Here is a 19,872-nt window from a genome sequence, read left to right as displayed (position 1 = left end):
CTACGAACGCGGCTCGCTGATCGTCACCACCAACAAGGCCTACAAACACTGGGCAGGGATCTTTAACAACGACGCTGGCATCACCGCGGCGATCCTGGACCGCCTACTGCACCGGGCCCAGACCGTCGTCATCGAGGGCAAATCCTACCGCATGAAAGACCGCCTAGCCGACGAACCTGCAAGCTGACCGGGCCTGATGATCGGCCCCTGGCGGGGCCGGTCATCGGCTTTTACGACAGGTGATTTTGTAACCGCCAGAAATAGACGGTGTTCGCGCCGCCGCTCACAGTTTAAAGGCGTGGTCGAGGGGATCGACTCGTTCTCGTTCCTCTTAATCTTTCTCTTTCGTCAGGGTCTTGCGCTAATCGTTGTTAACGACATAAACATATAGTCTATATGTTTTTATGAAATTTATTTGTCGGCCTAATACGGATTCAGAGGGAGAAAGATTAAGATAAAGAGGAAAGAGAAAGACACGGAGTCCCTACTGGATTCGTCGGGGATGGTCTCACCTACGTTCCGCATCCAGTCTCTCGCCTCGTAGGGGCGTCAGGATGTCTGAGACTGGAAGTCTGCGCTACTTTTCCCGAGCCCACGATTCCGGCCACGCCGCGAATTCCTCATCCGGATCGCATTTATCCGCGAACCGCAGGCCCACGGCACGGTCTCTCCGGTGTTAGGATTTTGTCGTCGCATGCCCCGCCAAAATCCCGCGCCGCTCCATCCCTTTTTAGACCCGCTCCGTTACCCCGCCCCTCGTCTCGAAGCCCCATGAAAACATCCCACGCCCGCCGTCACCTCCCGCCCTCCGACTCCGTGAAGGTGCCCAACCCGCCCCACTCCCGGCTCAAGCCGTCCGAGCGTCCCCAATCCAACGGCCACGGGAAATCGGCCGCGGCCAACAACCCTCCGCCCAAAGGCATCCTGAAGTGCCCCACCGGCATACGCGGGCTCGATGAGCTCACTTTCGGCGGCCTGCCCCGGGGCCGCTCGACCTTGGTCTGTGGGGGTGCCGGCAGCGGCAAGACCATCCTCGCTGTCGAATTCATCGTGCACGGGGCCCACGACTTTAAGGAACCGGGCGTCTATTTGTCCTTTGATGAAACCGCCAAGGAGTTGGCCGAAAACATCGCCTCAATCGGCATTGATCTGGCCGACCTCATCCAGCGTAAACAGGTCATCGTCGATCACGTGGTTATAGATCGCAGTGAGCTCACGGCGACGGGCGACTACAACCTGGACGGCCTTTTTGTCCGCCTCGGACAGGCGATTAAGGCCATCGGGGCCAAACGGGTCGTGCTCGATAGTGTGGAGTCCATTTTCGCCGCCCTGCCCAACGAAGTACGCGTGCGCGCCGAATTGTGTCGGCTCTTCGCTTGGCTCAATGAAGCCGGCGTCACCAGCATCATCACCGGAGAGCAGGGTGACAACCAGCTCACGCGTCACGGGCTGGAGGAATACATCAGCGACTGCGTCGTGTTTCTCGATCACCGCGCCAGTAATCAGGTGTCCACCCGCCGCCTGCGCATCATCAAGTATCGCGGATCCCACCACGGGACCAGTGAGTACCCCGCCTTGATTGATAGCAAGGGACTCAGTGTGCTGGCGATCAGTTCACTCAGCCTTAACTACGCGGCCTCCAACAAGCGAGTGCTCACGGGGATCGAGCGGCTGGATACGATGCTCGGAGGCAAGGGGTTCTATCGGGGCAGCGGCATCTTGGTGTCGGGCACGTCGGGGACCGGGAAAACCAGTCTCGCCGCCAGCTTTGCCGCCCAAATCTGTAAGCTGGGCGAGCGTTGTCTGTTTTTACCCATGGAGGAGTCGCCTGATCAGCTCATCCGCAACATGAGCTCGATCGGGATCGATCTGGCGACCCCGCTCAAGTCGGGACTGCTGCATTTACACTCGATTCAACCGGCGATTTTCGGCCTGGAAGGGCACCTCCTACATCTGCACAATTTAATCACGCAACTGCGCCCCTCGGTGGTGATCATGGACCCGATCACCAATCTCACCTCCCTAGGTGATCGATTGCAGATCAAGGCGATGTTCACGCGGTTGATTGATTTCTTAAAAAGCCAGGGAATCACCACGCTATTCACCAGCCTGACTGGGAGCGAGGTCCCGCTGGAGAACTCAGTGGTGGGCATCAGCTCGATGATCGATACGTGGATCATGCTGAGGATGATCGAAACACCCACCGAGCGAAACCGGCTGATCTATGTGTTAAAGAGCCGAGGCATGGCGCACAGCAACCAGATGCGTGAGTTTAACCTGACCGAAACGGGCATCGAGGTGCTGGATGTGTACACCGGCAGCGGCGAAGACTACACCGGTGCAGGGCGGCTCACCCGCCAGGCGCTGGATCGGGCCTCCGCGTTGTCCGCACGGCAGGCCGCTGAACAACGTGAGCGCGAGCTGGACCTGGAGCACCGTAGCCTAAAGGCACAAATCTCCATGCTGCAGGCCCGCACTGCCGGCATTGAGAGCGAGAAGGCCCATGCGCGTGAACAGGTGCGCCTGCTAGCGGAAACCCAGCATGCCGACAAAGGGCGCATGTCCATCGCCCGCCAAGCCGACTGAATCGCAGGGATAAAACCGTTCATTTTAACGCAAAGCCGCAAAGAACGCGCCCAAGGACGCAAAGTCATGCCGAGGTTTTCTTAGCGATCTTTGCGTCACCCTTAGCGCCTTTGCGTTAAATCCCCCCACCACTTCCCAAACCGATCAGCGTTATGTCCACCAAGCCCCATCCCGCCGCCCCCGAAAGCTGGGTTTTACGGCTTTACATTGCCGGGCACACGCAGAAATCCAGCCTGGCCTTGGCCAACCTCAAACGCATCTGCCAAGAGCATCTGGCGGGGCGTTACGAAATCGAGGTGATTGACCTGCATATTCACCCGAACTTGGCGGTCGGCCACCAGATCATAGCGATTCCGACCCTGGTTCGCATGCTCCCGCACCCGCTCAAAAAAATCATCGGTGATCTCACGAGCGAACTCCGGGTGCTGGTCGGCCTAGATCTGAGTCCCCGCGCAGAGTCCCCCTCCACATCCCCCTTAACGATGAAACCCAATCCCGACCAAGCCCCGCCTACCGAGCCGGAGATCGAAACCGAGACGGAAACGGATGAAACGCCCTACGTCCTACGACTGTATATCGCCGGCATGACGGCACGCTCCACCTTGGCCGTTCAAAACCTGCGCAAGATCTGCGAAGAACACCTGCCTGGACGCTACACGCTCGAAGTAGTCGACATCTACCAACAGCCCCTGCTGGCCGAAGGCGATCAGATCATGGCCGTGCCCACCTTGATCCGTAAGTTACCGGAACCGATACGCCGCTTCGTCGGCGACATGAGCGACATCCAAAGCCTGCTTGTTGGACTCGATTTGCGTGCCGCCCCTCCACCCCCCGCTTCAGCCCACAAGCACTGAAAAGTGCCGAAGGAAAAATCATGAGCCATTCCCAAAGTCACGAGAGAGGCACCCGTGCCCAACTCAGCGTGGCATGGGCTTCCCGCACCTGGTCCCACCTTATAACAATTCTTTTTTAAGGTGAGCTGAATTGGCCGGGACGGCCAACCCTACATTTCGATCCGCGTGTAGCGTTGGCCGTCCCTGGCCAATTTGATCGTGAATCAGTTTAAGTCCGCCCCCCCCTTTTTTTTCACCCATGAACGAGCCTGCTCATGCCTCAGCGACACCGCCTGCGGACTACGCTGAACTGCTCCAGCGGCTGATCGAGGCCGAGGACACGTTATACGCGATCCGCACGGGCGATGTGGATGCGCTGATGATGGGTGGACAGGTCTACAGCCTGGAGGGGGCCGAGACGCCCTACCGTTTACTCATTGAGGCCATGGGCGAAGGGGCCGGCACCCTCACCCTCGACGGCACGCTGCTCTACGCCAACCGCCGCCTCGGCGAACTTCTGGCAGCCCCCCTGCCGGAGCTCATCGGCAACCCGTTGCTCCCCTTGATAACAGAAACCGAGCGGCCGGTTTTCCAGACTTGGTTAAACGAAGGGCAACACCGGTTGATCACGGGCAGACTCAATCTGTTGAACCGAGATGGCAAAACTGTGCCCGTGCAAGTTTCGGTTAACCGATTAGTTACTCTAGGGGATTTCAGACTGGGAATCGTGGTGGTGGACCTCACCGCAATCAAACAGGCGGAGGAATCACTACGCCGCAGCAATCGAGCGCTAAGGATGGTCAGCGCCTGCGATCACGTCCTGGTTCACGCGACTACGGAGACGGATTTATTAGCCGAAATCTGTCAGGCGATTGCCGGTGAAGGAGGCTACCCGCTCGCGTGGGTCGGCGCAGCGGAACACGATGAGGCCAAAACGATTAAACCGATAATCGGAGCGGGGACAGGGAGCGCTTACCTCCAAAACCTTCGATTGTCATGGGCGGACGATTCCCCGGTGCAAGGGCCAGCCAGTAAGGCAATCCAAAGCGGCCAATCTGTAGTGGTAAATGAACTGCAGACCGATGCCCACTACGATCCTTGGCGCAAAAGGGCGCTGACCGCGGGATTCGCGGCAAGCATCGGGCTCCCCCTACTGACTGAGGCGGGCACCTGGGGTGTTTTGTGCATTTATTCGCAAAACAGTGGAGCGTTTAACGCCGAGGAAATCCAGTTACTCGAAGGGCTGGCCAACGATCTCGCCTATGGCATCACGGCCCTTCGCACCCGCGCGGAGCATGAAAAGGCGGAGGCACAGATCCGTAAACTCAACGAGGAGTTGGAGCAGCGGGTGCGCGAGCGCACCACCGAGCTCGAAGCCGCCAACACGGAACTGGAGGCGTTTGTTTACACGGTGGCGCATGACCTGCGCGCCCCCCTGCGTTCAATCGACGGATTTAGCCGGATTTTGATGGAAGACTGCGGGGAACGACTGAATCCGGAAGAAAAAGGCCACCTTGAGCGCGTGCGTACGGCCACCCAACACATGGGTCTTTTGATCGAAAGCATGTTGCAGCTATCGCGGCTGAATCGCAGTGAGTTACGGCGCGCAAACGTGGATGTCAGCGCTCTGGCCCTAGGTGTGCTCGCCGACTTGCAGCGCCAGGATCCGGAGCGACGCGTGACTGCCGTGGTGGCACCGGGTTTGGTGGCGCAAGCCGACCCCGCCTTGCTCCATTCGGTACTGGAAAACCTGCTAGGCAACGCGTGGAAATTCACCTCCAAAACCACCGAGGCGCGGCTCGAATTGGGCTGCACGGAGCAGGACGGAGTACCGACGTTTTTTGTGCACGATAACGGGGCGGGCTTCAATATGGCCTACAAGGGCAAGTTGTTCGGTGTTTTCCAACGCCTGCACCGCAACGACGAATTCCCTGGCACCGGTGTAGGGCTAGCCAGCGTCCAGCGCATCATCCACCGGCACCATGGACGCGTATGGGCCGAAAGCGAACCCGGCAAAGGAACCCGCTTTTTTTTCACCCTCGAACCTACTATTCCGTAACAGCTAAGGTTTCGGATCTAACGGCCCTGTAAAACCAACGGAATACTTCGATCCTTTTAGCCGCGAAAGATCGCAGAGAACGCATATAAATACAGGGTTTGTTCTTTGCGCTCCTTGCGTTCTTTCGCGGCTAAACTGCCTTGGTTTTATCCGGCACTTTAAATGTTACTCACTACTGCTTGAAAACATCATGAATGAGCCCGTTGAAATTTTACTCGTGGAGGACAACCCCAACGATGTGGAGCTGACGCTACGTGCCTTCACCCGCCAGAAACTCGCTACCCAAATCCAGGTGGCCAGGGATGGGCAGGAGGCCTTGGACTATATTTTCGGCCGCGGGGCGCACCTCGGCCGTAACCTGCACCAGCAGCCCAAGCTGATTCTGCTCGACCTCAAACTGCCAAAAGTCGACGGGCTGGACGTGCTCCGAGAGATTAAAAGTGACTCGCGCACCCAGATGATCCCCGTGGTGATCCTCACCTCCTCGAGTGTGGAGCACGACATCGCTGAAGGTTATGGCCGCGGGGCAAACAGTTACGTCATTAAACCGGTGAATTACGACCAGTTTATGGTGATGGTGAATGCGCTAGGTGCTTACTGGCTAAAATTTAACCAAAACAGAATCGCCGTACCGGTGGAGGAACTGCATCTGGCCAAGTGAAGGGAAACGCGGGGCGTGGAAAACAAGGAGACTGCAACCGGAATGGTATCACAGAGACGATCCTGAGCTATGAAACAGAGGATCACAGAGCCTAACACCGGCAGCTGAATAGGGTTCTTTTACCGTTCCAGCGGCTAGGCAAAACGAAACCAAGACGCCGGATTTTCAACCGCGAAGACGATCCAAAGGAACGCAAAGTGAATGAATTCAATTGATTGCGTTAGTCTTCGCGCAACTTCGCGAGCCTTCGCGGTTAAATTGATCGGGGCCCGCATTTTTGTGTCATTTGGTGTTTTTTGTGGCCAATGGATTGGGGTGCCCACCGAAATCATCGAGGAACCAAATAAAGTTATAGAGGCATGTGGACGATGTGGAGTACCCGGAGTTTGCACCGGCGTTCATCCGCTTTGACCTCGGCGGAAAAAACGCCACACCTGCGGACTTGAAAACGCCCTCCGCCGCATGAATTGGGAACAACTCGACTGGCCCGCCCTAGATCGCCTCCGCGCCGGGTTTCTCAGTGGCAGTGCCGCCGCCGGCCCCTATTGGACCGCCCTCTCCGATCTGGCCAGCTACGACCTGACCTACGCCGAGCGCATCGGCTGGAAATGGGACGCACTGCTGCGCGAACTCACCCTGCGCCAGTGGCGCCCGCCGACCGGCACCACCCTCATCGACTGGGGCTGCGGCAGCGGAATCGCGGGAAGGCGGGTCGCCGCCGCCTTGGGCACCGATCATTTTACCGCGCTTCAGGTGTGGGATCATTCGCCCCTCGCGCGCACCTTCGCCGCCAACCAAGCCCGCGCGCGCTTCCCCGCCCTCGCCGTAACGGAAATCGCCAGCGAACCGACCCCCGCCAGCCTTCCGGCGTCCTACACGCTGGTACTCAGCCATGTTTTTAACGAACTGAGCGCCGAGCAACGCACCGCGCTGCTCGCCCTCGTGGCGGGTGCTGCCGCCGTGTTATGGATCGAGCCGGGCACGCACGCCGACAGCCGCACCCTGGCCACCGTGCGCGACCAAGTGCGCACGACCCACCAGATCGTCGCTCCCTGCACGCACCGGGAAAACTGCCCGCTTTTTCTAGCCGCCAACGAGCGCGACTGGTGCCACTTCTTCGCCTCGGCGCCTGCCGGCATTCAAAACGACTCGAACTGGGTGCGTTTTTCCCACCGCGCCGGTCTCGACCTGCGCAGCCAAGCCTACAGTTACCTCGTGCTCGCGGCCGCGCCCAGCTCGCAGGGCTCCAACCAGAGTCCACTGATCAGAGATCAGAGTTCAGCACGCAGAGATCAGGTTTCAGATTCCCCAGCTCCTAGCTCCCAGCTCCCAGCTCCTAGCTCTGAGCTCATAGCTCCTAGCTCCCAGCTCCCAGCTGGTTCTAGCGCCGCTCGCGTCTTGGGGCGGGTTGAGATTTTCAAGCCCTACGCCCGCTTTCTTGCCTGCGAAGCCACCGGCCTGCACTGGCTGGAACTGACCAAACGCACCGATCCGGCGTTGATCAAACGCCTAGATAAATCCCCTCCAGTACCGCTCTACGCACTCACCCACGACGGAAACCGCGTCAGTTCAATGACTCCGCTGGTGGAAGAAGCAGCGGGGTCACCCGCCGTTGAGGATTAAGGTCCGCGCCACAGTTGCCCTCCCCTGCGATGCTTGCCAATCCTGCCGCCGATGATTGGCGTGAGCGGCATGTCGCTCTTTAGCACCCGTCGCTCACTTAAACCCGCCGCAATGGATACAGCCCGCGCGGTTTCCCGGGAACTACTCCTAGAAATCCTCGCGGACGCCCACCGCGCGCCCACCCATGGGCTGACCCAGCCCTGGCGCTTTCAGGTCTTTATCGGCCCGAGCCGCGACCGCCTCGCCGAGGCCCTACCCGCCCTCTACGACCAAATCACCCCTGAATCCGCCCGTCAGACCGACAAACGCGCCAAACTGGGCACCACCCCACGACTCGCGCCCGTGGTCATAGCCGTGCTCGTCCGCACCGAGCCGCAGGGGAAAATCCCCGAGATCGAGGAAATCGCCGCCACCGCCTGCGCCGTGCAAAACCTCATGCTCTCGGCCCACGCGCACGGAATCGGTTCGTTCTGGAGCACCCCGCCGGTGGTCATGAGCGTGGAATTTGCCAGCTGGCTAGGCCTCGACGCCACCCACCGTGCCCTCGGACTGGTTTACCTCGGCTATGCCCAGGCAGGCATGGCACCGGCCGAAACACCCCGCCACCCCCTGGAAAACCACGTGGCGTTCCACGAAGCATGAGACAGTAGGTAAAACCCTACTTTAATAGAAATCACTAACTAATAACAGTCATACTCTTATGAGATTAATTAAGTAGGATTACATGGAAAATCCCAAAAAATTGCAAAACGAGTATTGACGAAGACCAACCGCTTTGGCTTGGTGGCGTTGTTCCCGCTTAGCGGGGACATTTTGGGGTAACCTAGAAAGCAAATGGCCGGTCGCTTAGGGGTAGGCGACCGGCCAACTATTTTTATAGCTGGCGAACGTCCCGCAGCATTCAGAGCGCCCCGATTCACCTCACCAACAAGCGCGTCATCAATGCGTTAATCCACCGAGCCTCGACGCGGCCATCTCAGATCAATCCCTTGGAAGCCAATTGCAGACAGGAAGTCTGCGCTACTTTTCCCGCCCCAGCCCCGGGAGGGACGACCTCCGTGTCGTCCCGCGCTCGCTGGATGCAGTCACGCTCCGCTCAGAGGCTCACTGCGGGCGCCATGGTTCCATCAGCCTCCACACCAGACCGGTTCGAAGGTTTTCCGCCATCAGCAGCGTGATTCCTTGATCGATCCCGATCACGTCGGTGCCGATCCAGCCGGTCTGCGGATTAAACGCGTCGGCAAAACCGTAGGGGCCGTAGATTTTGTCGCCCCAGCGGGTGTGCAGCTCGCGCAGGACCGCCAAACAATCACTAGGCACAAAGGGCAAAGAACCTGCCGCCGCGCAGGGCACCACGGTGCCGTCGATTCGCGTATCCACCTCTCCGGCACGCACCGCCGGCCCACCCCAATCGATGTAACCAGCCGCGCCGTCCGAGGATGTGAGCCCCCAGACATTTTCCTCGTAGCCGGGAAACCGCGCGCGGAGATCGAGGCAAAACTGCTTTTGCGCCCGCGTGGCCGCACAGGCGTTGGCAAAAAAGTTAAGCCCGCTGACCGGGTCGGTGTAGCTGCGCCAATCCATCCACGCCTGGGGGAACTGGTGCACGAAGAGCGGCGGGTGTTGCAGGAAGCGCTCGCCGGCGTAGTCCACCCAGGGCGTGCGCCGCCAAGCGGTCCAAGTCGAGACGGGCGCACGGCGGGTCGCACCATGCACGGCAAACCAAGTCATCCCGTAATGCTCCGAATACTGATCCCAGCTGTAGGGCATGAGTCCGTGCTCAGGCGTCCAACCATGGCGGATACGTCCAGCCTCATCGACCAGCCAGGGCCAATCAACGCGGGCCTCGATCGCTTGAGCCAGGTCGGCCACCGCGCCGCCGAAGTACCGCCCGGCCGACAGGGCGCCGAATACCGCAAGTGCCGTATCAATACTAGAAGCCTCGCAATTCCATGCCCTTGCACAGGTCCGCATATCGACAAAATGAAAAAAGAAGCCCCGCTCGTGGGGCACGTCGCGCCACAGGGTGCGCAGCACGCGTTCGGCACAGGCGCGGCACTCGGCGTGCGACTCCCAGCCGCGTTCCGCGCCGATCACCAGCGCGGTGAGGCCGAAGCCGACGGCGGCAATGCTGGCCATTTCCCCCGGTTTGGAGCCGTCGGCCCGGGCCCGGTCGGGAATCAAGCCGGTGTGCGGATGCGCCGTATCGAAAAAGTACCGAAAAGCCCGCCGTTCCACATCCTCTAGGAAAAGGTCATCGGTCATGAGCGGAGTAAGCCCCTTGAAGCCCCCTCAGGCAAGCCCGCGCCCGAGCGTTATCGTTGCTCACCCGAGGCGTCACCGTGTGGGGTAAAACCCTACCACCTTGGCAACCCCAAAAAGTGAAAAACTTATCCGCATTCCCATTGTGAATAACTTGGTAGAAACTTGAGCTTGAATCCACCCGACCCTTACCCGTTATTCGCGCCCCACTAATTCATCCGGATCGCTCCGGTGGCTCTTTGATACGTCTTCGTCCGATCCGCTTGCCGCACCGCTCCCATAAAAGCACCCATCACACTAGCTAACAGGCACTTAATTTAAACCTGCCGCTTAACCCACATTAACGATGGCGCGCCCCCCTTTTGCTCCCCAACCTTGCGACCAGTTTTGATCCCGACGACGTGCCCTCCAGCCACCACTCGGCGCTTCGTGTGAATAATTCATAGTTCAGTCCATTTCCGTCCTCCTTTTCATGCCTCCCGTAACCACCTCCACGTCCCTTTGGGAAATCGTCAAAAGCGATTTCAAAGGACTCTTTCCGGAGGATGTTTACCAACTCTGGTTCGAGCCGATTATCTGCCTCGAAGCTACGGAGGACGCGCTGACCCTCGGGGTGCCCAATGATTTCGCCGCGATCTGGATCAACGACAACTACCTCGACCTGATCGTCCAGCGCCTGCGCTTGGCAGCCGGCCGGGCGGTTACCGTCAAACTTAAGAAATCCACGGCTGCCACCGATTCCTCCAGCGCCGCCAGCGAAACCGCCCCTTCGCCCCGCACCAAGCCCGCCGCCGCCAAACGCACCGCCCGTTACGACGAACGCGGCAGCGGCGCCTACATCGGCTCGCTCAACCCGCGCAACACCTTCGAGACCTTTGTGGTCGGCTCCAATTGCCAAATGGCCCACGCCGCCGCCATGGCCGTAGCCCAGTCCCCCGCGCAGGCCTACAACCCGCTTTTCCTCTACGGCGACACCGGCCTGGGTAAAACCCACCTGATGCACGCCATCGGCCACGCGATTTTGCGCGCCAAGCCCGATGCCAAGGTCGCCTACCTGTCCACCGAAAAGTTCACCAACGACTTCATTCAGGCGTTGCAGGAGAACTCGTTAACCAAGTTCCGCCAGCGCTACCGCAGCGTCGATGTGTTGCTCATCGACGACGTCCAGTTCCTCGCCGGCAAGGAGCGTATCCAGGAGGAGTTTTTCCACACGTTTAACGACCTCTTTGAGTCGGGAAAACAGATCATCTTGTCCAGCGACCGCCGCGCCGCCGACATCCAGAAACTCGAGGCCCGCTTGGTTTCGCGCTTCGAGTGGGGACTTCCCGCCGACATCCAGGCGCCTGACTTCGAGACCCGCCTGGCGATCCTGCGCACCAAGGCGGCGACCCTCAAATTCGACATCCCGGCCAACGTCGCCAACTTCGTTGCCCTCCACATCTCCAAAAACATCCGCCGCCTCGAAGGCGCGCTGATCAAGGTCGCCAGCTACGCCAGTCTCACGGGCAAGGTCATCGACCTGCCGGCCACCGAGATGCTGCTGCAGGATGTGCTCATGGAGCAGGCCCAGAACCAGCTGACCATCGAGATCATCCAGAAACGCGTGGCCGATCACTACCAGATCCGCCACAGCGACATGACCAGCAAGCGCCGCCCCAACAACATCGCCATCCCCCGCCAGATCGCGATGTACCTGAGCCGCACCCTGACCAAACACTCGCTGCAGGAAATCGGCGACGCCTTCGGTGGCCGCGACCACGGAACCGTCATCCACGCCTGCAAATCCGTGGACAACATGATGGAGCAGGACTCCACCGCGCGCGGCGCCATCGAGTTCCTGCGCAACCAGCTCAGCCGCTGAGTGCCGGCCCCCCCCAGCCGGGGGCGGCGCCGGACCTGTTGCGGCGGGAACGCTGAGCTCCAGCTCGGCCTTTGCGGGTTTAGCGCTCGATCTTTCCGAGCCGAGCTGGAGCTCAGCGCTCCGCACGGGGGCGCCAAAAACTCAGATGCGCGGCTCCCCACGCGAAAGATTAGAACACGGATTGAAAAATCCGTGGTCATTCATCTAATCCGCGTTTAAATCGTTAAACGACATGAGCCTCACCCCCGAACAAACCGCCACCGTTGCCAGCTGGGTCACCGCCGGAGACAACCTCTCCGAGATCCAAAAAAAGCTCCGTGAGCACTTCAGTATCGCACTCACCTACATGGACGTGCGCTTTTTGGTGGACGACCTCGACCTCCACCTCAAAGACGCGCCGCAAAAGGCCGACGCCAACGACGTGAGCAAGGCGCAGCCCGCCGCCGCGCCCAAGCCGAGCCCCGAAGCCGGCCTGCCCGCCGAGGACGACCTGGCCGAGGGCGCCGTGCCCCCGCACGGTGGCGGCGTGACGGTGGATGTGGACAAGATCACCCTGCTGCCCAATGCGCTGGCCAGTGGCAAAGTCACCTTCAGCGACGGCGTAACGGGTAAGTGGCTCATCGACCACCAAGGTCGCCCCGGTTTCACCGAGATCAGCCAACCCGGCTACCGCCCCACCCCGGCCGACGCGCAGGATTTCATGCGCCAATTGGAAGCCGAACTCCAGCGCCGCGGGCTCTGAGCAAGAGTAGCGCAAACTTCCAGTCTGCTTCTCCGAGCAAACCGAGCAGACTGGAAGTCTGCGCTACTTTTCCCGAGGGGCGCTCTTAGGCGACGAGCCCCGTGCCTTCGTCGAGGCCGAGGTGCAAGTTCATGCACTGGATAGCAGCGCCCGAGGCGCCTTTGCCTAGGTTGTCCAGGCGCGCCATGACCACCGCTTGGTCGGCGTGGCCAAACACCGCCAAGTCGCAGCGGTTGGTGCCGTTGTTGGCCTGCACGTCAAAAAAGCCGCTATCGAGCACGCCTTCGTCACCAAACGGCAGCACGCGGATAAAGCGCTCGCCGGCATAGCTTTCAACAAGTGCGTGGTGCAGCGCCTGCGGGCTCGGGGAGACCGGCAACTGGCGCAGCGGCAACGGCACGGTGATCGTCAGGCCTTGATAAAAGCTGCTCACGATGGGCGTGAAAATCGGCGCGTTGGCCAGGCCGGCATGCACCTTCATCTCGGGCAAGTGCTTGTGCATCAGGCCGAGCGCGTAGGGGCGCGGACTCTTGAGCGCCTGCGGCAGGGGCGTCGCCTCGTAGTCGGCGATCATCTTTTTGCCGCCGCCGCTGTAGCCGGTGATGGAAAAACAGGAGAGCGGGAAATCCGCCGGGATGAGCCCGCGTTGCACGAGCGGGCGGATCGCCAGGGCGAAGGCGGTGGCGTGGCAGCCGGGATTGGCGATGCGCTTGCTGGTGCGAATCGCCTCGCGGTATTCGGCACCCAGCTCGGGAACGCCGTATACCCAAGACGGATCAACGCGGTGCGCGGTCGAGGCGTCGATGATGCAGGTGCGAGGGTTAACCACCAGCGAGGCCGATTCCTTGGACGCGGAATCAGGCAGGCAAAGGAAGGCGACGTCGGCGGCATTCAGGCAGGCGGCGCGGGCGGTGGGATCCTTGCGGTACGCCGGATCGATCTCGATCATCTCCAGCTCGGGACGCAGCGCGAGGCGCTCGTGGATTTGCAGGCCGGTGGTGCCCTCTTGGCCGTCGACAAAGATTTTGGTTTTCATGGGGGACATTAAACTCGGATTGAGAATGGCAGGGGGAATTAAAAGCTAGCACCGGACATGGGCGGGACGCCCATGCCACGCTAAGTATCAGAATAGGGGCGAGACGCCCAAAGCACTAAAGTTTATCCGGAAGTGGCATGGGCGTCCCGCCCATGAGGTCGTTGAATAACACATTATACCGCGCCCGCTCCATCTGGTTTCACGGTGCTCAGGCGGGCAATGACCGCTGGTAGCAGCGCGTGTTCGGCGGCGTGGATTTTTTGCGCGAAACTCTCCGCTGTATCGGCGGCTTCGATGCGCACGACCGCCTGGTCGATGATCGGGCCGCCATCGATCTCGGCGGTGACATAATGCACGGTGCAGCCGGCGACTTTGACGCCGCGCCGCCAGGCTTGGCCGATGCCGTCGAGACCGGGGAAACTGGGCAGCAGGCTCGGGTGCAGGTTGATGATTTTACCGGCAAAGGCGGCGAGGAAGGCCGGTTTGATCACGCGCATAAAGCCGGCCAGCACGACCAAGTCGGGCTGGCAGGCCTGGATCGCGGCGATGTAGCGCTGCTCGCCCTCGCCATCGAGTTTGGTTTTGAACGGCGCCGGATCGAGAAACGCGGCCGGCACGCCAAAGCGCTCCCCGAGGCCGAGGATGCCCGCGGCGGGCTGGTCGGAGAAGATCTGCACGACCCCGGCCCGGCCGAGCCGACCCTCGCGTTGGGCAACAAGGATGGCTTCGGCGTTGGAGCCGCGACCGGAACCGAGGATAACAAGACGCATGGGGCGGCTCAGAAGAACTTTTTCGCTTTTTCGAAGAAGGACTTCGAGGTGGGCTCTTCGGCATCGCCGCTGACGCGGGCGAAGTCCTCGAGGAGCTTGCGCTGCTCGGGCGAGAGCGACTGCGGCACCTCGACCTGGACGCGCAGGAGCTGGTCGCCAGCGGAGCCACCGCGCAAATTGGGCATGCCCTTGCCCTTGAGGCGGAAGGTGGTGCCGCTTTGCGTGCCGGCCGGGATCTTGAGCGAGGCTTTGCCGAAGAGCGTGGGCACCTCGATGCTGCCACCGAGGGCGGCGAGGGTGAACTTGATCGGAATCTCACAGAACAGGTCGTTGCCGTGGCGCTCGAACAGTTCGTGGTCGCGCACGTTGATCACGATGTAAAGGTCGCCCGCCTGGCCGCCGGCCAGGCCCGCCTCGCCGTTGCCGCTGGAACGCAGGCGCGAGCCGGTTTCGACGCCGGCCGGCACACGAACGGTGAGCTTGGTGGTCTTGGCGGTGCGTCCCTCGCCCCGGCAAGCCGAGCAGGGTTTCTCGACGCGTTGACCGCTGCCGCCGCAGGTCGGGCAGGTCTGCGTGAAGGTGATAATACCGCCGCTGCGACGCACCTGGCCGTGGCCTTTGCACGTCGGGCACAGCACCTTTTTGGAACCGGGCTCGGCGCCATTGCCGCTGCACCGTTCGCAGGTGACGGCCTTGCGGAAAGAGATTTCTTTTTCGAGCCCCTTGGCTGCCTCTTCGAGCGTGATTTCGAGGTCGTAGCGCAGGTCGGAGCCGTCGCGGTCGCCACCGCGTCCACCGCCGCCGCCAAACATCTCGTCGAATACCCCGCCACCACCGCCGCCTCCTCCGCCGCCGCCAAAGACGTCGCGGAAGATATCAAACGGGTCATGGAAGCCACCACCGCCGCCGGGGCCGCGCGGGCCGGCGCCGCCACCCTGCTGGAAGGCGGCGTGGCCGTAGCGATCATAGGCCGCGCGTTTCTGCGGGTCCTTGAGCACCTCGTAGGCCTCGGAGACCTTTTTGAACATCTCCTCGGCCTCTTTGTTGCCGGGATTTTTGTCCGGGTGAAACTGCACCGCCTTTTTGCGGTAGGCCTTCTTCAGTTCTTCGTCATTGGCGCCTTTTTCGACGCTGAGCAGTTCGTAGTAATCTTGTTGGGCCATGGGAATAATCAGGCGGTGGTCGCTTCGATCACGGCGGGGCCGGTGGAGACGATGACGGAGGCAGGACGCAGGAGGCGGCCGTTGAGGGTGAAGCCCACGCGCACCACGGTGATGACGGAACCCTCGGCAACCTCGGCGCTGGGCTGCTGCGAAATGGCCTCGTGGAGGTTCGGGTCAAAGGACAGGCCAAGTGGGTTAACTTCCTTCAGACCGTGGTTGGCGAGGGAGCTTTTCAACTGTTCGGCGACCATGCTAATGCCGCCAACGAGCGTTTTGAGGTCGGCGTTGGGAGCTTTGGCTGCGGCCAAGCCGAGGCCGAGGTTGTCGATGACGGGCAGCAAGTCTTCGAGGACGCGGGAGGCGGCGAACTGGCGCAGCTCTTCCTTTTCGCGAACGGTGCGGCGGCGGTGGTTTTCGAGGTCGGCCACCGAGCGCACGTAGCGGTCATAGTTGTCGGCCGCCTCTTTTTTGGCGGTGGCGAGCAGTTCGGCTGAGTCGGGGGCGGCGGGTGCCGGGGCGGCCTCGGGAGCGGGGCTGGCCGGAGCCGGTGAGGGAGCGGAATTCACGGCAGGTTGAGTGGCAGTCGGGGAGTTGGCTTCGGAGTCGGTCGCGTTCATAAAACGCACACCTAATCAAGCGTTCGGCCGTTCTTCAAGTTTCCTAGCGAGCCGGGAGGCATTTTCCCTGCGCTTAGAAGCGAGGAAGATCCTAGCGCGCCGATTCGGGCGCGGCTTGAACCGGAATTCAGCACGGACGGCACGGAGGTCGTCCCTCCGCAATCATTCTCTTACTCCTACTCGTTCTCGCGTCCGCAGCCTTTCGCATCGGCGTCGCCCAAAGTCACAGCCCACCTCCGTGCGGGCTGGTTCTGAAAAGTAGCGCAGACTTCCAGTCTGCTTCAGCGACTTTCCGGAGCTCAAGCAGAGCAGACTGGAAGTCTGCGCTCTGGAGTTTGGCCCCTGACTAGTCGAACGCAGATCAGCCGAATCCTTGAGCTCACGCTCAAGGCCACACGCTTCGCGAACACACCCCTTGTGCCCTTGAGCGTGAGCTCAAGGTCTGGAGTTTGGCCGTTTAGTAGAGTAGAGAGAGCCGCGCGTCGGTAACCCGTCAGCGCGACCCTCCCCCTCGTCAAACCGTGCAAGCGGTTTTCCCGCACACGGCTTACCGAGTCCCCATTCTTTCGGTTTGGTTTCAGCGGAGTTCATTGCTTCCAAGCCGCCGTAAGCGGCCAGTGCCATAGTTTGTATTGACCATGCAAACGGTCGTCGGTGAAGAACTCGAAGAGTCCGTGGGTGCGGCTATACTTTCGCCACAGCCACCGGCGTAGCCGGTTACGAACAAAGACCTGCTGTTTACTAAACACGTGCGTGCTGTTGCCGTAATGAAACGCCGTCGCCCAACCGCGAGTGATTTGGTTGACCTTGCGGACCACCGCCACCGCCGGTTGGTTGCGCGTTCGCACATCTAGCTCCATCCGCACTTTGTCGCGTAACTTGGCCTGACTTTTCGCACTGGGTTCCACGTGCGGATATCTTCGTTTGCTCTTCATGCCTTGCCGCCATGCGACGGAAAAACCGAGGAACTCAAAGCCTTCCTTTCGTGTATCCACCAGTCGGGTTTTCTCTTCGTTGAGCTTTAACTTACGTGCCTCCAGCCACCGTTTCAGTCGCGTTTGCAGCCCCGCCCCTTGACCCGGTTTGCACAGGATCAGGAGGTCGTCGGCGTAACGCACCATCGTCGGCTTTTGTTCGCACTTCTCATTCACCGCATGATCGAGGTCGTTGAGGTAGAGGTTCGCCAGCAGAGGCGATATAACTCCGCCTTGTGGCGTGCCACACCGGTTCGCGCTCACCTTGCGGCACCCCGTGTCCCGGTCCTCTTCCACGATGGGTGCGCGCAGCCACGTTTTTATTAAACGCAACACGCTCCCATCGCTCACCCGTTTGGCCACCAATTGCAGGAGTTCGCGGTGCGGGATCATATCGAAGTAGCTCGATAAATCCGCGTCCACCACCTCCACCTTTCCGCTCAGCAGGGCCTCTTTAACTTTGTCCATCGCCTGATGGGTCCGACGTTTCGGCCGGTAGGCGTAGGAATGGTCATGGAAGTCCGCCTCTAGGATTGGCTGCAACACGATCACCGCCGCGCTTTGCACCACCCGGTCTTTCACCGTAGGGATGCCCAGCGCACGACGTTTGGTCCTGGCCTGATCCTTCCATATATAGACGCGCAGGACCGGACCACCGCCGATTCATTGAACAGCTAAACACCTGAATACTAACAAAGGAGCGGAATAAGCGGGACAAGCCCCAGGAAATCATTTTGGCTGGGTGAATGATGCCGGCCGAAACGAACCCGTCGAACCCCCAAGGGGAGGTGATTTCGCTGCGCCACTTGCAGGTGCAGGTGCTAGACAGCCCCGAGTTAAACGCCCGAGCGCAGGGGCTGCTTGAGGAGCATCACTATCTGGGCGCGGTGAAACCGGTGGGCGAGCGGCTGCTGTACGCGGTGAGCGATGCGCAGGGCACCTGGGTGGCGGTGCTGGTGTTTGCGGCGGCGGCGCTGCACCTGCGCGGCCGGGAGGCGTGGATTGGCTGGAGTGGAGAACAGCGCCGACGCCGATTGGCGCTGGTGGTCAACAACGTGCGGTTCCTGCTGCTGCCCAAGCCGGCGGTGCCCAACTTGGGCTCGGCGGTTTTGAGCCGGGTGCTCGGCCGGCTCAGTGCCGACTGGCAGTCGCGTTACGAGCACCCCGTGCTCGTCGTGGAAACCTTCGTCGACCCCGAGCGTTTTACGGGAAGTGTATACAAGGCATCCGGGTGGACCGAGTTGGGCCTGACCAAGGGCAACACGCGTAAGTCGCGCGATTACTACGAGCACCACGCCAAGCCCAAGCGCTTGTTTGTGCGCGAGCTGGAGCCCCGGGCCCGGAGAGCTCTTCAGGCAGGGCAGATCAAACCCTCGCTGGCTGCGGTGGAGGCGAAAGTTCCGGTGCGAAGTACCCTGAAGGCCCCCGATTTAATCAGCCTGGCGGAGGCCTTCCGGCAAGTGCCTGAATACCGCGCCTACATCGGGGCCTATCCCTTGCACGCGCTGCTGGCGATCACGGCGGCGGCCTATCTGGCCGGAGCACCCCGCGGCCAACGTGACCTGGCCGCTTTCGCCCGCCGGCTCTCCCCGGTCCAACGCCAAGCCCTCGGGGTGATCCGCCGCCGCGGCAAATACGGCGCTCCCAGCCAGCCCACCTTCAGCCGTCTGTTCGCCCGTGTGCAGGCCGCGCGCATCGAGGAGGTTTTACTCGCCCACCAACGCCAGGTGCGAGGCGAGCCTCCCGCCACCGAGATCGTGGTCATCGACGGCAAAGTCCCCAAGCACAGCGGCGGACAAAACGTCGTGACCGCGGTTACCTCGCCGAGCTTGTTTTATCTCGGCAGCGAGGTCGTCGCCGAAAAAAGTAACGAGATTCCCGCCGCCCGCGCCCTGTGTGAGAGACTCGATTTGGTCGATAAACTCGTGAGCCTTGATGCCCTGCATACCCAGGCGGACACCGCGCGGGCGATCGTACTGGAGCATGGCGGCGACTACCTGTTCACCGTCAAAGGCAATCAGCCCGGCTTGCAGAAAATCGTAGCAGCGCAAGTGCCCGATCCGGGCGCCCCTTTTTTGACCCGTTAAAAGATCCCGCTGCCGAGCAACGTACCACCCAGGAAAAGAAGCACCCCGTGACGCGCACCCTGGTGGCGCGCGAGTTGAGCGCGGAAAGCGCCTGCTTCCCCCTGGTGGCGCAAGCCGCGAGAATCTGCCGAAAACGCCACGGCAAGCCCACCGAGACCGTGGCGCTGATCACCAGTCGCCCCGCCGCCGAGTTGACTCCCGCCCAATGGCTGGAGGTCAACATTGCGCACTGGGGAATCGAGACCGGTTTGCATGCCCGCCTCGACGCCTCGCGCCAGGATGATCGCTGCCGATTACGCCGCCCGAACGCGGTGCGCATCCACGGCATGTTCAACCGCTGGGCCAACAGCCTGTTCATGCACTGGCGCGGTCAACGAACTAAAAAACGCCACCTTTATACCTCCGACTTTATCGCCCACATGTCCGAAAATCATGACCGTCGCGCGCTCCGCGCACTTACCTCGGTAAACTTCCCGCTATGAATCGGCGCTGCGCCACGCGGGTGCGCCCTGGATTTTGGCTCGACATTCCTAGGGAGTTTGTTCTGGGTTTAAAATTTACGTCCAGCTGACAACCCTATTTTCTAAATCACACTCCT

At 60.9% G+C, this 19,872-nt stretch carries 17 protein-coding genes and 1 pseudogene; 12 read left to right on the top strand and 6 right to left on the bottom strand.

What is annotated here, in order from left to right; all coding sequences use genetic code 11:
* From H2170_18355 to H2170_18320, 8 genes and pseudogenes are all read left to right on the top strand, one after another.
* A partial coding sequence (locus tag H2170_18355; protein ID MCS6302037.1) for an ATP-binding protein occupies positions 1 to 187 on the top strand: 187 nt, incomplete at its 5' end.
* 584 nt (positions 188 to 771) lie between these two features.
* The gene (kaiC, locus tag H2170_18350) at positions 772 to 2,586 is read left to right on the top strand and encodes a circadian clock protein KaiC (protein MCS6302036.1); all 1,815 of its coding nucleotides are present in this window, start codon (positions 772 to 774) and stop codon (positions 2,584 to 2,586) included.
* Between the two features lie 152 nt (positions 2,587 to 2,738).
* Positions 2,739 to 3,035: pseudogene (locus H2170_18345) on the top strand (circadian clock protein KaiB).
* 33 nt (positions 3,036 to 3,068) lie between these two features.
* On the top strand, positions 3,069 to 3,440 hold the full coding sequence (locus tag H2170_18340) for a hypothetical protein (protein ID MCS6302035.1): 372 nt from the start codon (positions 3,069 to 3,071) through the stop codon (positions 3,438 to 3,440).
* Between the two features lie 238 nt (positions 3,441 to 3,678).
* Positions 3,679 to 5,478 (top strand): GAF domain-containing protein, encoded by a 1,800-nt coding sequence (locus H2170_18335; GenBank protein ID MCS6302034.1) that lies wholly within the window; start codon positions 3,679 to 3,681, stop codon positions 5,476 to 5,478.
* Between the two features lie 190 nt (positions 5,479 to 5,668).
* A complete protein-coding gene (locus tag H2170_18330; GenBank protein MCS6302033.1) occupies positions 5,669 to 6,139 on the top strand; it encodes a response regulator in 471 nt (156 codons plus the stop codon).
* 462 nt (positions 6,140 to 6,601) lie between these two features.
* Complete coding sequence (locus H2170_18325; protein ID MCS6302032.1) at positions 6,602 to 7,762, top strand: hypothetical protein; 1,161 nt, start codon at positions 6,602 to 6,604, stop codon at positions 7,760 to 7,762.
* Between the two features lie 69 nt (positions 7,763 to 7,831).
* Positions 7,832 to 8,404: a nitroreductase gene (locus H2170_18320; protein ID MCS6302031.1), complete on the top strand. Its 573-nt coding sequence runs from the start codon at positions 7,832 to 7,834 to the stop codon at positions 8,402 to 8,404.
* A gap of 462 nt (positions 8,405 to 8,866) precedes the next feature.
* Here H2170_18320 and H2170_18315 read toward each other — a convergent pair whose 3' ends face one another.
* Entirely contained in the window at positions 8,867 to 10,027 is a 1,161-nt protein-coding gene (locus H2170_18315) for a hypothetical protein (GenBank protein MCS6302030.1), read from the bottom strand.
* A 469-nt stretch (positions 10,028 to 10,496) separates the two neighbouring features.
* Between H2170_18315 and dnaA the strand changes: the two genes are divergently transcribed.
* Positions 10,497 to 11,885 carry a chromosomal replication initiator protein DnaA gene (gene dnaA, locus H2170_18310; GenBank protein ID MCS6302029.1) on the top strand — a complete coding sequence of 463 codons (1,389 nt, stop codon included), beginning with the start codon at positions 10,497 to 10,499 and terminating at the stop codon, positions 11,883 to 11,885.
* A gap of 232 nt (positions 11,886 to 12,117) precedes the next feature.
* Positions 12,118 to 12,627: a hypothetical protein gene (locus tag H2170_18305; GenBank protein MCS6302028.1), complete on the top strand. Its 510-nt coding sequence runs from the start codon at positions 12,118 to 12,120 to the stop codon at positions 12,625 to 12,627.
* An 85-nt stretch (positions 12,628 to 12,712) separates the two neighbouring features.
* Here H2170_18305 and argC read toward each other — a convergent pair whose 3' ends face one another.
* From argC to ltrA, 5 genes are all read right to left on the bottom strand, one after another.
* Positions 12,713 to 13,663 carry an N-acetyl-gamma-glutamyl-phosphate reductase gene (gene argC, locus H2170_18300; GenBank protein MCS6302027.1) on the bottom strand — a complete coding sequence of 317 codons (951 nt, stop codon included), beginning with the start codon at positions 13,661 to 13,663 and terminating at the stop codon, positions 12,713 to 12,715.
* A gap of 173 nt (positions 13,664 to 13,836) precedes the next feature.
* Positions 13,837 to 14,433 (bottom strand): phosphoribosylglycinamide formyltransferase, encoded by a 597-nt coding sequence (gene purN / locus H2170_18295; protein MCS6302026.1) that lies wholly within the window; start codon positions 14,431 to 14,433, stop codon positions 13,837 to 13,839.
* An 8-nt stretch (positions 14,434 to 14,441) separates the two neighbouring features.
* Positions 14,442 to 15,596 carry a molecular chaperone DnaJ gene (gene dnaJ / locus H2170_18290; protein MCS6302025.1) on the bottom strand — a complete coding sequence of 385 codons (1,155 nt, stop codon included), beginning with the start codon at positions 15,594 to 15,596 and terminating at the stop codon, positions 14,442 to 14,444.
* Between the two features lie 8 nt (positions 15,597 to 15,604).
* Positions 15,605 to 16,213 carry a nucleotide exchange factor GrpE gene (locus H2170_18285; GenBank protein MCS6302024.1) on the bottom strand — a complete coding sequence of 203 codons (609 nt, stop codon included), beginning with the start codon at positions 16,211 to 16,213 and terminating at the stop codon, positions 15,605 to 15,607.
* 587 nt (positions 16,214 to 16,800) lie between these two features.
* Positions 16,801 to 17,850, bottom strand: a complete 1,050-nt coding sequence (ltrA, locus tag H2170_18280; protein ID MCS6302023.1) for a group II intron reverse transcriptase/maturase — start codon at positions 17,848 to 17,850, stop codon at positions 16,801 to 16,803.
* Positions 17,851 to 17,933: 83 nt separating this feature from the next.
* On the opposite strand from ltrA, the gene H2170_18275 reads away from it, so the two are divergent.
* Entirely contained in the window at positions 17,934 to 19,274 is a 1,341-nt protein-coding gene (locus H2170_18275; protein ID MCS6302022.1) for an ISAs1 family transposase, read from the top strand.
* Between the two features lie 47 nt (positions 19,275 to 19,321).
* A complete protein-coding gene (locus tag H2170_18270) occupies positions 19,322 to 19,756 on the top strand; it encodes a hypothetical protein (GenBank protein MCS6302021.1) in 435 nt (144 codons plus the stop codon).
* The last annotated feature ends 116 nt before the right edge of the window (positions 19,757 to 19,872 follow it).

It is taken from the genome of Opitutus sp. (genome assembly GCA_024998815.1).
In the GTDB taxonomy this organism is placed as follows: domain Bacteria; phylum Verrucomicrobiota; class Verrucomicrobiia; order Opitutales; family Opitutaceae; genus Rariglobus.
This window is presented reverse-complemented; position numbering and strand designations above follow the sequence as displayed.

What these genes read in the sequence shown, in the direction of transcription:
- purN (MCS6302026.1), bottom strand. Translation starts at nt 14,433, where the DNA reads ATGCGTCTTGTTATCCTCGGTTCCGGTCGCGGCTCCAACGCCGAAGCC.
- dnaA (MCS6302029.1), top strand. Translation starts at nt 10,497, where the DNA reads ATGCCTCCCGTAACCACCTCCACGTCCCTTTGGGAAATCGTCAAAAGC.
- dnaJ (MCS6302025.1), bottom strand. Translation starts at nt 15,596, where the DNA reads ATGGCCCAACAAGATTACTACGAACTGCTCAGCGTCGAAAAAGGCGCC.
- H2170_18325 (MCS6302032.1), top strand. Translation starts at nt 6,602, where the DNA reads ATGAATTGGGAACAACTCGACTGGCCCGCCCTAGATCGCCTCCGCGCC.
- H2170_18285 (MCS6302024.1), bottom strand. Translation starts at nt 16,213, where the DNA reads ATGAACGCGACCGACTCCGAAGCCAACTCCCCGACTGCCACTCAACCT.
- argC (MCS6302027.1), bottom strand. Translation starts at nt 13,663, where the DNA reads ATGAAAACCAAAATCTTTGTCGACGGCCAAGAGGGCACCACCGGCCTG.
- H2170_18330 (MCS6302033.1), top strand. Translation starts at nt 5,669, where the DNA reads ATGAATGAGCCCGTTGAAATTTTACTCGTGGAGGACAACCCCAACGAT.
- H2170_18335 (MCS6302034.1), top strand. Translation starts at nt 3,679, where the DNA reads ATGAACGAGCCTGCTCATGCCTCAGCGACACCGCCTGCGGACTACGCT.
- H2170_18305 (MCS6302028.1), top strand. Translation starts at nt 12,118, where the DNA reads ATGAGCCTCACCCCCGAACAAACCGCCACCGTTGCCAGCTGGGTCACC.
- H2170_18320 (MCS6302031.1), top strand. Translation starts at nt 7,832, where the DNA reads ATGTCGCTCTTTAGCACCCGTCGCTCACTTAAACCCGCCGCAATGGAT.
- kaiC (MCS6302036.1), top strand. Translation starts at nt 772, where the DNA reads ATGAAAACATCCCACGCCCGCCGTCACCTCCCGCCCTCCGACTCCGTG.
- H2170_18340 (MCS6302035.1), top strand. Translation starts at nt 3,069, where the DNA reads ATGAAACCCAATCCCGACCAAGCCCCGCCTACCGAGCCGGAGATCGAA.
- H2170_18315 (MCS6302030.1), bottom strand. Translation starts at nt 10,027, where the DNA reads ATGACCGATGACCTTTTCCTAGAGGATGTGGAACGGCGGGCTTTTCGG.
- H2170_18275 (MCS6302022.1), top strand. Translation starts at nt 17,934, where the DNA reads ATGATGCCGGCCGAAACGAACCCGTCGAACCCCCAAGGGGAGGTGATT.